The organism is Streptomyces sp. NPDC040718 (assembly GCF_055593565.1).
Genome location: NZ_JBVIXO010000019.1, coordinates 120,511 through 134,785, shown reverse-complemented (window position 1 = coordinate 134,785; position 14,275 = coordinate 120,511). Strand labels below are relative to the sequence as shown.

General features: G+C 70.9%; 11 protein-coding genes. 5 read left to right on the top strand and 6 right to left on the bottom strand.

The window, feature by feature from the left end:
• Nucleotides 1–364: 364 nt before the first annotated feature.
• Nucleotides 365–1,177 (bottom strand): TSUP family transporter, encoded by an 813-nt coding sequence (locus tag ACZ597_RS32370; protein ID WP_471338274.1) that lies wholly within the window; start codon nt 1,175–1,177, stop codon nt 365–367.
• An 82-nt stretch (nt 1,178–1,259) separates the two neighbouring features.
• Between ACZ597_RS32370 and ACZ597_RS32365 the strand changes: the two genes are divergently transcribed.
• The gene (locus ACZ597_RS32365) at nt 1,260–2,021 is read left to right on the top strand and encodes an AraC family transcriptional regulator (RefSeq protein WP_471338269.1); all 762 of its coding nucleotides are present in this window, start codon (nt 1,260–1,262) and stop codon (nt 2,019–2,021) included.
• Nucleotides 2,022–2,235: 214 nt separating this feature from the next.
• Here the strand turns inward: ACZ597_RS32365 and ACZ597_RS32360 are convergent, their stop codons facing one another.
• The 3 genes from ACZ597_RS32360 to ACZ597_RS32350 all read right to left on the bottom strand — a co-directional run bounded on the left by ACZ597_RS32360 (nt 2,236) and on the right by ACZ597_RS32350 (nt 6,590).
• A complete protein-coding gene (locus ACZ597_RS32360; protein WP_471338262.1) occupies nt 2,236–2,634 on the bottom strand; it encodes a hypothetical protein in 399 nt (132 codons plus the stop codon).
• Between the two features lie 239 nt (nt 2,635–2,873).
• Entirely contained in the window at nt 2,874–5,045 is a 2,172-nt protein-coding gene (locus tag ACZ597_RS32355; RefSeq protein WP_471338256.1) for a transglycosylase domain-containing protein, read from the bottom strand.
• Between the two features lie 261 nt (nt 5,046–5,306).
• Nucleotides 5,307–6,590 (bottom strand): NucA/NucB deoxyribonuclease domain-containing protein, encoded by a 1,284-nt coding sequence (locus tag ACZ597_RS32350; protein WP_471338250.1) that lies wholly within the window; start codon nt 6,588–6,590, stop codon nt 5,307–5,309.
• Between the two features lie 197 nt (nt 6,591–6,787).
• Between ACZ597_RS32350 and ACZ597_RS32345 the strand changes: the two genes are divergently transcribed.
• Nucleotides 6,788–8,038: a hypothetical protein gene (locus ACZ597_RS32345; RefSeq protein WP_471338244.1), complete on the top strand. Its 1,251-nt coding sequence runs from the start codon at nt 6,788–6,790 to the stop codon at nt 8,036–8,038.
• Between the two features lie 305 nt (nt 8,039–8,343).
• On the opposite strand, the gene ACZ597_RS32340 is transcribed toward ACZ597_RS32345, so the two are convergent.
• The gene (locus ACZ597_RS32340) at nt 8,344–9,057 is read right to left on the bottom strand and encodes a response regulator (protein WP_471338237.1); all 714 of its coding nucleotides are present in this window, start codon (nt 9,055–9,057) and stop codon (nt 8,344–8,346) included.
• Nucleotides 9,054–9,821: a sensor histidine kinase gene (locus ACZ597_RS32335; protein ID WP_471338231.1), complete on the bottom strand. Its 768-nt coding sequence runs from the start codon at nt 9,819–9,821 to the stop codon at nt 9,054–9,056. The genes ACZ597_RS32340 and ACZ597_RS32335 overlap by 4 nt, the downstream gene beginning before the upstream one ends.
• 211 nt (nt 9,822–10,032) lie before the next feature.
• On the opposite strand from ACZ597_RS32335, the gene ACZ597_RS32330 reads away from it, so the two are divergent.
• From ACZ597_RS32330 to ACZ597_RS32320, 3 genes are all read left to right on the top strand, one after another.
• The gene (locus ACZ597_RS32330) at nt 10,033–10,743 is read left to right on the top strand and encodes an ABC transporter ATP-binding protein (protein WP_471338223.1); all 711 of its coding nucleotides are present in this window, start codon (nt 10,033–10,035) and stop codon (nt 10,741–10,743) included.
• Nucleotides 10,740–13,049 (top strand): ABC transporter permease, encoded by a 2,310-nt coding sequence (locus ACZ597_RS32325; RefSeq protein ID WP_471338216.1) that lies wholly within the window; start codon nt 10,740–10,742, stop codon nt 13,047–13,049. The genes ACZ597_RS32330 and ACZ597_RS32325 overlap by 4 nt, the downstream gene beginning before the upstream one ends.
• A 379-nt stretch (nt 13,050–13,428) precedes the next feature.
• Entirely contained in the window at nt 13,429–13,977 is a 549-nt protein-coding gene (locus ACZ597_RS32320) for a hypothetical protein (RefSeq protein ID WP_471338211.1), read from the top strand.
• Nucleotides 13,978–14,275 lie beyond the last annotated feature (298 nt).

The window sequence follows — 14,275 nt, the reverse complement described above, 5'->3', positions numbered from 1 at the left end:
GGTGAACGTCGGCCTGCCCGGCCAGGTCTCGTTCGACGACGGTGCCCGCGTCACCTACTGGATCAAGGCCTCCGGCCTCGCCCTGCGTTTCATCATGTCGTCCTGACCAACCCCGACGCAGTACGTAAGAGGAGGGTCGCCGCGTGGGTGCGGCCATCCTCCCCTTCATATGGGGCCCGCGGTCGGTGTTCTTCACTTGCCAGGCAGTGGACGCGCACCGGCGTGTCAGTAGACGTCGCGTACGCAGCGATTGTCGGTGGACAGGCGCACCGCGAGCGGCGGCCGGCCGGTCTGCTGTGAGACGTCGACGAGCGGCTGTCGTACGGCCACTCGACGAGGCGGTCGCGAGCCCGCACAGCTCTCCTCACGGTGTGCGGACCAGCATCGCGGCCAGCACCAGGCACAGCAGGGCGACGTACGCCCAGGCGTGGAGGCGGTCCGCGATGCGCGGGGGCCTTCGGCGCAGGAGGACGACGACCGGGACGGCACCCAGGAGCAGCAGCGCGGCGGCGCCGAGGTCGACGGCCCCGACGGCCGACACCAGCGCCCGGGTGTCCGTCCCGTGGGTGCCTGCGAGGAAGACCGCGCACGCCGGGACGCCGATGCAGGCGGTGAGGGGGCTGGCCAGCGCCGCCGCGGTGCCCATCGGCAGTCCCGAACGCCGCAGCAGAGGTACGGTCATGACACTGCCTCCGACGCCGAGGAACGAGGCGATCGCGCCGATGGGAAGCCCGAGCACGGCCGGTACCGCGAACACCCCGCGTCCGTCGGAGTGTTCGGCGGCGGCGGATCGAGGGCGCAGGAACCCCGGGCGGGCGAGCACGTCGACGACCGTGATCGCCAGATAGGCCACGAACCCCCAGTGGATCAGCCCGGCCGGCGCGAAGCTCGCGGCGGCTGCACCGCCGAACCCCCCGGCCCCGAGCAGGAGCAGCAGCGGGGCGGTGCCCCGCAGCCGGCGCAATACCGGCCGGGGCGCGGACGCGGTGGCCACCACCGCGCCCACGACCATGACCAGCGACGAGGTCGCCACCGCGACGGTCGCCGCCGCCGGGCCCGCGGCGGCGTCCACCCAGACGATGACGGGGACGGTCACGAAACCCCCGCCGAATCCGAACAGCACGGTCGTCAGCCCGGTCAGGACACCGACGACGACAAGGAGAACCACAGCACTCATGGACCCAGTCCAGTCGAGACGGCGCTCGCCGACGATCGATTGGCAGTCCGACCCTTTCGAGTTTCGGCCATAGGCTGCCGCCATGCGCAACGTGCCCCTCGCGCGGGTCGACCACCTCCCCGCCGAGGTGCTGCCGATCGCGACCGACTACCCGCCGGACACCCTCCTCGCCTGGCACGAGCACCGCCGGGCGCAGTTCCTGTACGCCGCGACCGGCACGATGCTCGTGGAGACCGACGACGGGGCGTGGACCGTCCCGGGCGAACGGGCGGTCCTCATCCCGCCCCGGGTCCGGCACCAGGTGCGGATGCTGGACACGCAGACCTCCAGCCTCTACGTCGAGCCGTCCGCGGTGCCGTGGTGGCCCACCGCCTGCCGGGTCGTGGCGGTACCGCCGCTGCTGCGCGAGTTGCTGCTCGCCGCCGCCGACCTGGACGCGGACTACGCGGCGGACCGCCGGGGCAGCGCGGTCATCTCGCTGATCCTGCTGGAGACGGCCGCGCTGGCCGAGGTGCCGCTGCACGTCGCCCTCCCGCACGAGCAGCCGTTCGCCCGGCTGTGCCGCGACTACCTCGCCGACCCCGACCTGGCGGTGACCAACACCGACTGGGCACGCACCGCCGCGATGAGCGAACGCATGTTCACCCGGCGGTTCCGGGACCTGACGGGGACCAGCCCTGCGGCCTGGCGGTCCCGGGCCCTGCTGCTCGCCTCGATCCCGCTGCTGCGCCACCGGACCGTGACCGAGGTCGCGACGGTGCTCGGATACGCCTCCCCGGCGGCCTTCTCGTACGCGTTCACCCGCGCCTTCGACGTGCCGCCCTCCTCCATGAGGCACCGCTGACGGGCAGCCGGTCATGTGGCCGCGGGGCCTCACCCTTCCATGAGTGCCTGGGCGACGTACCCGCCCCGGCGGATGCCCCCGGGTACGGCGGACAACGCCGATGTCTCGTGGACCAGGTAGCGGGAGAGCGCGTCGCCCACAGCCGGGACGGCGGGCGCCTGTGCGGTGTCGCAACGACGACGCCGGCGTGCCGCTGCGTGCCGGCGGTCGCACGTCAGCCCTGGGCGTCACCGCCCTCCGGGTGCAGGCGCTCCCACGCCTCGGCGAACATCTCGTGCAGGGGAGCGGTCGGCAGCACCCGCCCGAACGGCGAGCGGATGCTGTTCCCCCCCAACGGGCGCACCTCGTGCGAGGCCAGCTTCACCGTCTCCAGCGGCAAGTGCGGCGACTTCAGCTCCGTCCACTCCCCGGGCAGGAACAGGGTCCGGCCGGCCCGTGCCCGCTTGGCCTCCACGACAGCACCCGTGCCGGGGAGTTCGGCGCGGACCTCGGCGTGCCGTTTGGTGGTCCAGCCGTTCCACCGGCGTACGTCCCGGTCGGTGGGCGCCGCCAGCGTCGCCAGCTGGAGGTACAGCGCGGCGGCTTCGGCGCCCGCTCCCAGCCGCCCCGCCACCCGGGCCACCAGCTCGGGGCAGGACTGCCGCGGATCCGCCTCGTACGCCCCGGCAGCTCGTGGGCGGCGGCCCAGTCGGCGTAGGTGGTCGAGGTGTGCGTACCACCGGAGGGCAGCAGGGATTCCAAGGAAACGATCACCCCTGGGATCGTCGCACGGCCCGCTGACAGGCCCGTCGGATGCCCGGACGGACTGTGCAGGGGATGACGGGCTCACGCAGAGCCGGCGGACGTCCTGCGCTACGGGCGGTCCGGGGGGACATCCGACGGGCGCGGCTGCGCGGGTGCCGCCACCTCGTTGTAGGCCTTCCAGATCAGCGGCGGGAAGGCGCTGCCCCGCTCGGAGTCGGGGCCACCCACGCCCTGCATGGGAAGGAGTTGCGGGACGTCGGGCTTCGTACGGAACATCGCGACCGAGGTGCTGAGTTCCGGCGTGGCACCTATGAACCAGGCCGAGTTCATGCGGTCGTTCGGTCCGGTCCTGCCCGCGCAGGACGGTACGGAGGTCCACGGGCCGTTCGGGGGTCCGACGGCGCTCCAGCCCACCTCGCGGAGCGCCGTGCCGACGGTCGAGGCCGTCTCGGAGCTCATGGCCCGCCGCGATCTGGGCTGGCCGAGGCCGTTCACCGGGACGCCGTTCCATTCGGCCTTGGTGACCGAGTAGGGCTCGATGGCCCGGCCCCGGTTGACGAAGGTCGCATACGCGCTGGCCAGCCGGACCGCGCTGGGGGTGGAGGTGCCGATGGCGAAGGTCGGCTCCAGTTTGGCCATGCTCTCCTCGCGCAGTCCCGACGCGACCGCGATCTCCTTGACCTTGTTCAGCCCGACCTTCTTGCCGCTCTCCACGAACGGCGTGTGGTCGGAGTTCACCAGGGCCGCGTGCAGGTTCGCGGACACCGTCGTCGCTCCTGTCGGCGTGGGCTTCGGCGGAGCCGGGGAAGCGCCCTCGGCGGGGCGTTCCCCGCCCTCGACTTCCTTCTCCACCGCGGCGGCGTACACGAAGGGCTTGAACGCCGAGGCCGCGGGCACGCCCGAGGTGTCCGCGTTGTTGGTGAAGTGCTCGATCGCGTCGGAGCCGCCGTAGACCGCGACGACCGCTCCGTCCTTGGGACGTATCGAAGCGGCGCCGACCTGCACGTTTTCGTCCTCCGCGCGTTTCTTGGGGTCCAGCCGGTCCGCGCGCACCTGCTCGACGGCCTTGGCGAGCGCGAGCACCTTGTCCTTCTCGAAGGTGGTGTGGACGCTGTAGCCGCCGGCGGCCAGGTCCCTGTCCGTGATCCCGGCGCGGCTCTTGAGGTACTTGTTGGCGATGTCGACGAGGTAGCCGGTCTGCCCGGCCTGGCTGGTCGGCTTGACCGGGGACTTCGGCTCGGGGAACTTCGTGTACTTCGCGCGTTCCTCGGCGCTCATCGAACCCGTGTCGACCTGGCGGTCCAGGATCCAGCTCCAGCGGTCCTCGGCGCGTTCGCGGTTGCCGGCGCTGAGGGACGGGTCGAAGTCCTCCGCGCCTTTGAGGACGGCGGCGAGCAGGGCGCCCTGACTGGGGTTCAGTTCCCTGGCGGGGATGCCGTAGTACGCGTACGCGGCCGCCTGGATGCCGTACGCGTCGCGTCCGAACCAGGAGGTGTTGAGGTACCCCTCGAGAATCTCCTTCTTGGGCCGCTGGTTGCTGACCTTCAGGGAGAGGAAGAGTTCCTTGATCTTGCGCTGGACGGTCTGGTCCTGGCTCAGATAGGTGTTCTTCACGTACTGCTGGGTGATCGTCGAGCCGCCCTGGGTCTCCTTGCCCTTGACGATGTTGACGGCGGCGCGGCCGATGCCCGTCAGCGAGACGCCCGAATCGGTGTAGAAGTCCGCGTTCTCCGCCGCGATGACGGCGTGCTCGACGGAGTCGGGTACCTGGGAGAGCGGCACGTCCTGCCGGTTCACGTCGCCGACGCTCACCATCCGGGTGCCGTCCGCCCAGTAGTAGACGGTGGCTTGCCGGCTCGCGGAGTCGTGGGGGTCCGGGATCTCGACCTGTACGTAGACGGCGGTGAAGAGGCCGGCGAGGGATCCGGCGACGAGGAGGAGCAGGCTGGAGGTCAGCTTCCACGAGGGCGTCCAGCGGCGCCAGCCACGCCGGCCGCGCCGGGGGAAGTCGACGAGGGGGCGACGGCCCCCTCGGGCGGCTCTCCTGCGGTTCTTCGCCCGGCGCCTGGGGCGCCGCCGCCGTGTGCGCTGCGGGCCTTCCTGCCGCTCGCGGCTTACGGTGCCGTCCGTGCCGGGCGTGCGGCCTGTGCTGTCCGCGCGGCGTTTGCGGGGGAGCCTCATGGGGGTGCGGACCTCCTCGATCGCGAGCCGCCACGCGGGGGCGTGGACGGACTCGACCGAAAAGATGATCAGACCGCGCCCCTGGGTTGAGTCGCTCATGAAATCTTCATGGGCGGCGGGGTTCAGGCTCTGAAGATCATCTGATCGTGTACTTGATGTCCGTTTGGCGGGGATTCTCACCAGGTGCCCGGCGACGCCAAGGCCGGCACCCCTCTCCGGGGACCGGGCCGTGTCGCAGAACGAAGCGAGCCGGGCTCGTGGAGAAGTCCAGGCTGAACACGGCCGCTAACGCTCCGCTGGCTCCCCCCTAACGCGGCCTCTGATCTGCCTCCCCGGGTGCCCGGGGAGGCAGATCCGCGCCTACGCGTCGATGATGACCTCGAACTCCTCGCCCTCCATGATGCGGTCGGACGTCACCGCGGCACCGAACTCGGAACCCGCCTTGGAGTTGACCTCGTTGTCGACATGGGCCCGGATACAAGGCGCGTTGGGCGGGGTGCCCCGCTCGACCGTCACGTTCGCGACGTCCCACACCCCGCCGACCTCGCGCGGGGTGATGTCGATGCAGTATTGCCCCTCGTTACCTCCCTGCACCGACCTGGCGAACGGGTACTCGTCACACGAGTCGTTGGGGATGCCCGTGGCGCCATGGGGGAACGGGTGCTTTCCACGGTCACAGGTCAGGGCGCGCCTGCCCTTGGCCTGCGGGTCAAGCGGGTCGACATGCCACCGGTTCAGCAGGTGCCCGGGGGTGCCGAACTTGCCCGTGAGGTTCTTCTGCGCCCACTCGTAGGCGACGGCCGCCCCCTTGTAGAGCGACCGGTGGTATGTCACGTTGGCCGTGTGCCCGTCGACAATGCATCCGGGCCAGCTCCCGACCTTGTCGTCACAGCGCACTTTGGGGCCGGGCCAGTCCAAGCGGGTGTTCACGGGCCGCCCGCCGCCCGTGACGGTCTTGATGGTCCCGATCACGTGGTAGGAGGGCTGGACGATCGTGTCGAAGCCCTTGCCGACCGACGAGCTGTAGGAGAGGACGCCGTCCTCCCGGCCCTGGCCGTTCTTCAGGAGCACGGGCGCTCCGCCCCAGGCCGGTGCCCCAGCCGTGCACTGGCCATTGCACGTGGCACTCAGGGCCATCGTCACAGCCGCGATATTGGGCGTCATGTCGGTGACGTGGATCCTGATGTCCTCCATCCACTGCGCCTGGGGCAGGGAGTTCATGGCCGCTGCGGCGAAGACCATGACATGGGCCTGGCCGTTCACCTTGTTGTCCGCGCCAAGGGTCACGTACTCGGCCAGGTACCGCGTGCAGTACGCCTTGCGGGTCGAGGGGATGGGGTCGAAGGGCTTGTTCGGTTCGTCCTTGAGGCAGAGGTCCGCCCCCGGGTTGGCACGGGCCACCCGGGGGGCTGCGGCGGCCACGGCGGCGAGGGCTGAGGCGGTGGCCGGTCCCGTCTTGATACAGGTCCAGGCCATGCCCTCGCGCCGGAGGTCGGGCCCGGTTTCCGTACAGTCGCCGTGGCCCTGGGGGGCTGTACGGCTCATGGGCGGTTGGGCGGCGGCCGGTTGGGCGCCCACGGCGCACAGGGCTGCGGTGAGGGCGAGCGAGGCTATCGCGGCCAGGCCGCGTCTGATGTGTTTCACAGGTGGTCCCTTCCTCCGGCGGCCCCGTCGCGGGCACACCGAAGTTATGGAACCGGGCAACTCCTGTTCATATCACTCGTGAACGGGACAGTTTTTGATCCCATTTGGCCAGTTGTGGTATAGACCTGCTGATTCCGGCGGCGCTAGTTTCCCTCACGCTCACCTCACAGACCACGCACAGCAGAGGAAAGGCAACGATGCGCCGCACTACAACCCGCCTGGGCCGAGGGCTCGGACCGTTCTTAGCCACCGCGACGGCCGCCGTGGGCCTGGCCGCCACGCCGGCCGCCGCCACCCCGGCCGCTTCCGGGCAGGCGATCCAGCCCGGCCAAGCCTGCACCGCGGCCGATCTCGGTACCCGCCACCCGATCATCAAGACGACCGAAGTCACCCCGACGATCACCCACTTCAAGGGCTGGTACGTCACCCAGGGCTCCACCGGCAGCCATACCGTCACCACCAGCACCCAGACCACCATCTCGGTGTCTGTCGGCCTCAACGGCACCGTTCAGGGAAGCTTCGCCGTCGAGGCCCTCGGCAGCGTCGGCGCGAGCCTGGGCCTGAACGTGCAGGTCAACTACTCCTCCACCAGCAGCGAGTCGAACTCCGTCTCCTGGAACTTCTTCGAGCCCGGCTACTACGGCCTCTACAAGGGCACCAAGAAGGTCACCGGCACCTACGGCAGCCTCAACTGCAACCGCATCCAACAGGGCGACGGCCGTTGGGCGCTGAAGTGGACCGAGGGCCCCGACAGCGGCAGCTACACCACCTACACCGCCCTCGAGGAAGGCGCGGTCCGCTGCGAGGACAAGGTCCCCGCCAACAGCATCATGGCCAAGGCCCAGGTCCTGCTGGACTGCGGCTCCCCCGCCGCCACCGCGAAGCACGCGGCAGGTCCCGTCCCCTCGGCCAAGGCCGACCAGGCCAAGCTCGACGCCGACAACGCCGCAACAGCCGTGAAGGCCACCCAGGCCGCCAAGCCCGCCCCGCGCGCCGCCCTGGACTGCCAACCCGGCGCCTACAAGATCGACGTCCCCGGCAAGCCCCTGAACTGGAGCGCACCGCTCCTGGCCAACGACGGCATCCGCCTGCGCGAATCCACGTTCTTCAGCGCCCACCTGGACAACTGGCGACTGTGCAACGTGACCGAGCGGAACGGCGTCATCGAGGCGTCCCTGTGGAACTGGGGCAACGGCGGATGCGCGACCATCCCGGCGGACATCGCCAACCAGGAACAGGCCTACCTGACGACGGCCGCCTGCGGGGAGGACGACCTCCAGCGGTTCTACATCTACCGCGACGTACCCGGCAGCACGAAGATCGGTCTGCAGAACAAGTACACCGGCTCCATGATGGGCCACGACCGGTACGCGGACGGGGAACTCATCCGCCAGTACTCCAGCGGCCGACACGACGGAACGGGTACGTACACCCTGACCGGAGTCTGAGGGCCCCCACCCCATGAGCCCGGCCCCGCACGTGAACCCCCGGCCTCCCGGTTCCGTGCGGGGCCCTCCGCACAGCTGGACCTCCGGGTCACCCGTGCCGTGCTGCGACCGCCCGCTGACACTCGGCGCCGCACCACGCACGGGCGGCGCCGCTTCGAGCGAGCCGGCACTGCTCCCCACCGGTGCCCTCGTGGGTCCGCCCGTACCTGTGGTCCCCCGGTCGTTCCACGACCGTACCGAGACGGGCACGCACGGACACGGCTGTCAGGAAGCCCGCCGAGCCCCACGGAACGGCCGGCCCGGACTCATCCAGGTGCGGTGTCAGCGGACTCGCCCGGTGAGACGAGTCCTGTCTCGTAGGCGAGGACGACGGCCTGGGCCCGGTCGCGCAGGGTCAGTTTGGCGAAGATCCGGGCCACGTGGGTCTTCACCGTCGCCTCACTGAGCGTCAGTTCCCGCGCCAGTTCGGCATTGGAAAGACCCCGGCCCATGAGCGTCAGCACCTCGTGCTCGCGCGGCGTCAGCGCGGCCAGGTCTCGGTGGACGGCCGGGGTTGCGAGGCCCGAACCGGTTCTGGGGGCGCCAGGGGCGAAGCGCTCCACCAGGCGGCGGGTGATCGAGGGTGCGAGCAGGGCGTCACCGGTGTCGACCAGGCGTACGGCAGCGGCCAGATGTGCGGGGGTGACGTCCTTGAGCAGGAATCCACTGGCTCCGGCGGCGAGGGCTGCGTAGACGTATTCGTCGAGGTCGAAGGTGGTCAGCATGATCACACGGCAGCCCGGGGCCTGCGCGAGTACGCGGCGGGCGGCTTCCAGGCCGTCCATGACGGGCATCCGGATGTCCATCAGTACGACGTCGGGCCGCAGCCTCCGCACGGCGGCAACGGCCTCGGCTCCGTCGCCGGCCTCGCCCACCACGTCGATGCCGCGGGCGGTCAGGATCAGGCGGAAGCCGGTGCGGACCAGTTCCTGGTCGTCGGCGATCACGACGCGGGGAGCGGGCTCGGTGCGCGTCGTCATGGCCGGTCCAGCGGGATCCGGGCGCGGACGCGGTAGCCGCCGCCGAGGCGACGGCGGGCGTCCAGGTCGCCGCCGTAGACGGCGACCCGCTCCCGCAGACCGAGCAGCCCGCGTCCCGTTCCGTCCGCCCGACCCGGGACCGGCTCTTCCCGCGCGGGCCTGCTGCCCGACAGGACGCTCGGTCCGCCGTTCAGCACCTCGACTCGCAGGTAGTGGTCCGCGTATCGCACCGTCACCTCGGCTTTCGCCCCGTCCCCGTGTTTGAGGGCATTGGTCAGGGCCTCCTGGATGATTCGGTAGGCGGTGACGTCGATCCCGGTCGGCAGCGGGCGCGGCTCACCCGAGATGCGCATCTCGACGGGCAGGCCGGCAAAGGCGATCCGGTCGATCAGCGGGCCGAGCCGGCTCAGGCTCGGCTGCGGTGACAGGTCCATACCGTAGGGCTCGTCGTCGCCGTTCTGCGCGGGTGCGAGGAGGCCGAGCAGGTGCCGCAGCTCGGTCATCGTGTTCCGCCCGGCGGTCTCGACGGCGCTCATCGCCGCCGCGGCCTCCTCGGGCATCGTGGCCAGCACCTCGCGGGCGGCCCCGGCCTGGACCACCATGAGGCTCACGTTGTGGCTGACGATGTCGTGGAGCTCGGCCGCGATCCTGGCCCGCTCGGCGTCGACCGCGGTCCGCGTCGCGCTCTCGCGCTCCCGCTCCAGCAGCCAGCCGCGCTCCTCGATGGCCGCCTGATGCAGCCGCCGCGCCCGGACCACCGCCACGCACAAACACCCAGCGGCGCCAACTGCCACCGCCAGGGCGATGACCAACCCGATCGTCCCAGATCCCCACACCGGATCATCTTCGCAGCTGCACGACGCGCCCCACGTCAGCCCCCGGATGCAGCTCCGTACATCCCCGGGATGACCTGCCCGGACGGATACACCCCGGGGGTGACGCCCCCTCCGCGGGCTCCGTCCTAAGTTTCGAGCCATGACAACTGATCACGGTAGTGCCCGGCAAGTGGTGGTGCGGCTGGATGGCGTGCACAAGGAGTACGGCGACGCGAAGGCGTTGGACGGCCTGTCGCTGGAGATCAGGGCGGGGGACGCGGTCGCCGTGATGGGCCCTTCCGGCTGCGGCAAGTCCACCTTGCTCAACATGGTGGCCGGCCTGGACCGGCCGACCTCGGGCACGGTCGAGGTGCAGGGTCATGACCTCGGGAAACTGAACGAGACCGGCCTGGCGCTGTTCCGGCGGCGGAACGTCGGCATGATCTTCCAGTTCTTCAACCTCATCGACGATCTGCCCGCCCTGGACAATGTGGCGCTGGCCGCGCAGCTGACCGGCACCCCGGCCCGGCAGGCGCGCCGCCGTGCTCTGGAGCTCCTGGACGAGCTCGGTGTCGCCGAACGCCGGAACAACTATCCGGCGACGCTCAGCGGCGGCGAGCGGCAACGGGTCTCCGTGGCCCGGGCCCTGATGAACCGTCCCGCGCTGCTGCTGGCCGACGAACCGACGGGCGCCCTCGACAGCCGCTCCGGGGAACAGGTGATGGACCTGCTGATCGACCTCAACCAGATCGGCCAGACCCTGTTGATCGTCACCCATGACCCGCAGCTGGCCACCCGCTGCGCCAGCCGGCTGATCGAAGTCGCCGACGGCCGGGTCGGCCGCGAGAGCGCGCTGGAGGCGACCGCGTGAGCGCCGTATGGAGAGCCTCACGCGCGGCCGTCAAGCGCCGCCGGCTCCAAACCTTCGTCATCGGCCTCGTCGTCCTCTGCACCACCACGACCATCCTGCTCGCGCTGGGGCTGCTGGCCGCCGCCTCGGGCCCGTTCGACAAGGCCTACGCCGAACAGCGCGGGGCCCATACAGTGGCGACTTTCGACACCACGCAGGTCTCGCAGGAGCAGCTGGCGCGGACCGCCCGGCAGCCTGGGGTGGAGGCCGCGGCCGGGCCCTTCGGGCAGGCCGTCGTCGACATCCCCAAGGGCTGGCTCTGGACGGCGGGCGGCACTCTCACAGTGGTCGGCCGGGCCGATCCGGCGGGCCCCGTGGACCGGATCGAGCTCCTGGAAGGCCACTGGGCCACCGCGCCCGGCGAGATCGTCGTCAACTGGCCCGTCCAGGGCTCCCCCGGCCCGGAGCTGCTGGGCACCAAGCTGGAGAACCCCGGGGAACCGACGCTGACCGTCGTCGGATTCGCCGCCAGCATGAGCAAGTCGGCGAGCGCCTGGGTCTCACCCGAGCAGATGGCCGCACTGCACCCCTCCTCCGCCCAGATGCTCTACCGCTTCACGGACTCCTCGACGGAGTCCCGACTGAGCGCTGGGCTGGCCGAGGCCACCGCGGGACTGCCCAAGGAATCGCTGACCGGCGCGCAGACCTACCTCGCCCTCAAACAGGCCTTCTCTGCCCTCGCCGACTCCTATCTCCCGTTCATGACGCTCTTCGGCATCCTCGGTCTGCTGGTTTCCACCCTGATCGTCGGCAACGTGGTCAGCGGGGCGGTCGTCTCCGGGTACCGGCACATCGGGGTGCTCAAGGCCCTGGGCTTCACCCCGAACCAGGTCGTCGCCGTCTACCTGACGATGCTCTCCGTACCGGCCGTGGTGGGCTGCGTGCTGGGCACCCTGCTGGGCAACGTGCTGGCCGGGCCGATCCTGAAGGTCGCGTTCACCGGCATCGATGTAGGCCGGGCCTCGGTCGGCGGCATCGGCCCGTGGGTGTCCGTGGTGTGCCTGGTGGGCATGCCCGCCCTCGTCCTGCTCGCCGCGCTGGTCCCCGCCCTGCGAGCCCACCGGCTGCCCGCTGCGCAGGCGATCAGCGCGGGCCGCGCACCGCGGACCGGGCGCGGGCTGCGCGTCCAGCGGGTGCTCGGCGCCACCCGGCTGCCGCGCCCGGTCAGTCTGGGCCTGGGCCAGCCGTTCGCCCGGCCCGCCCGCACGCTGCTGACCATGGCGGCCGTCGTGCTCGGGGTCACCACGGTGACCCTGTCGACCGGACTGACGAGCACCATGGTGGCGTTCGCCAACGTCGGGCGGGAAGACGGAGGTGCCAGGATCCGGGTGGAGACGGGGAGGCCGGGGAACGACCTGACGCCTCCCCGGCTCAGTGACCCGGAGATCGCGGAACGGCTGCGCTCCCTCCCGGGTGCGGCGGGGGTGCGGGCCCGCGCACTGACTCAGGCGACCATGACCGGGCAGACCCAGCCCGTCTTCGCCGACTTCTACCGTGGGGACGATTCCTCGTACGCCCACGTGATCGTCAAGGGCCGTGCGCCGGCCGCGGCGGGCGAGATCGTGGCCGGGCCGTCGTTCCTGACGCAGCGCGGGCTGAAGGTCGGTGACCGGGTCGCCCTGGAGCTGAACGGCAAGCAGGTCTCAGCGACCGTCGTGGGTCAGCTCATCGAGGGCGACGCCCGGGCCTTGGCGGCCACCTGGCAGACCCTCGCCCAACTCGCACCGGAGGTCCGTGCCACCGAGTACACGGTACGGCTCGCTCCCGGCGCTGACGCTCGCGCCTACGCCGAGGGGGTCGAGGCGCTCGACCCAGGCCTGCGCGCGTCGGTGGCGGACTCGGCGAACGCCGGCACCACCACCGTCGTCACCTTCTCCACGGTGTTCACGGTGCTGCTGGCCCTCGTCGCGTCGCTCGGTGTCTTCAACACCGTCCTGCTGAACACTCGCGAGCGGCGCCGGGACCTGGGCATGCTCAAGTCGATCGGGATGACCCCCCGGCAGGTGGTGGTGATGACGGTGACCTCGGTCGCCGGGCTGGGCGCGGTCGGCGGGCTGCTCGGCATCCCGCTCGGGATCGTGGCGCACCGCCTCGTCGTGGACAGCATCGGGGTGGTCGAGTTCCCCGCGCACATGAAGGACGTGTGGCACGCGCCCCAGCTGGCCGCGATGCTCCTGGCCGGTGTGGCGATCGCCGTCCTCGGTGCCCTGGTCCCGGCCAGGTCGGCGGCCCGGATGACCATCGCCTCGGTGCTGCACACCGAGTAGGTGGACGCCGGCCGACACCGTCAACCGGGAGCTGTCGATCGCGCGCAAGGTGATCGGGCCGGTGCCAGCGGCTCAGCGTGTCCGCCCCCGCGACTTCAGGTGTCAGGACCACCTGACGAAGCACTACCAGTCGTCCTTTCGACTTGCTCCGGTCGGGTGGTTCTTGAAGGGATCCCGGTGAATTCCCGTGACGCAGTCCCGGACGTCCGGCAGCGCAGACGCCCCGCTGCCACAGTCCTCCCGAACAGCGCGCGGAGTCGCAGGTCAGGTGCGGCCGTCGGGCTGGAAGGAGAGGGATGTACAGAGCAAGAGAGCGGGACGCATCCTGGGCAATCGCCTTCAGAAGCGTGCCTTCACCATCGTCAGCGCCATTCTCCTCGTGCTGCAGTCGCTCGTGATCCTCGGCCCCGCGGCCTCCCCGGCGTGGGCGGGCGACGACCAGAGGATCGGCACCGGCAACAACGAGCCGCACAACGCCACCGCCAATCCGCGAAGGCCCGGACAGGTCGCCGTCATGTCGGGGTGCACCGTCCACATCGACCTCAACTACGGCCGGGACGGCTTCCCCATCACACGGACGTCGACCGTCACCCCCTGCAACGGCGACCCGGTACTCACCTTCGACGCCGACGGCCGCCTCTTCGTCACGCACCTGTCGCGCGGCGGCCTGAACACCAACCCGACGCCCGCCCGGCTCGGGGTCGGCGTCGGCCGGATCAACGACACCACGACGTCCGGGACGCAGACCTACACACCGGTCCAGGTGAGCGCGAACGGCAACATCGACCACGACAGGCCGTGGCTGGTGGTAGACGCCAACCCCACCAGCCCGTACGTGGGCAACCTCCACATCGTCTGGACGGAACTCCCCGCCGCCGACGGTTCGCGGATCCTGTTCTCACGGTCCGCGAACGGCGGCACGACCTGATCCGCGCAGGCCTCCGTCTCCCCGGCGGGCGAGGGATTCGTCTGGCCCTCGCACGCGGCCGTGGCCCACGAGCCCAACGAGTCGATCGACCACGCAGTGGCCGCCGACCTCGGCTCGAACGAGCAGTTCAACCGGCGCGCACTCACCCTGCACACCGCGACCGACGTGGACTTCTCCCGGATCACGCCCCGCCCTCACCGACGACGCCCCCGGCCACAAGGTGGCCGTGGGACGCGACGGGGAGCGCGTCGGCTTCGCCACGCCGGTCGACCCGACGAACAAGCCGGGGCTGTTCCCC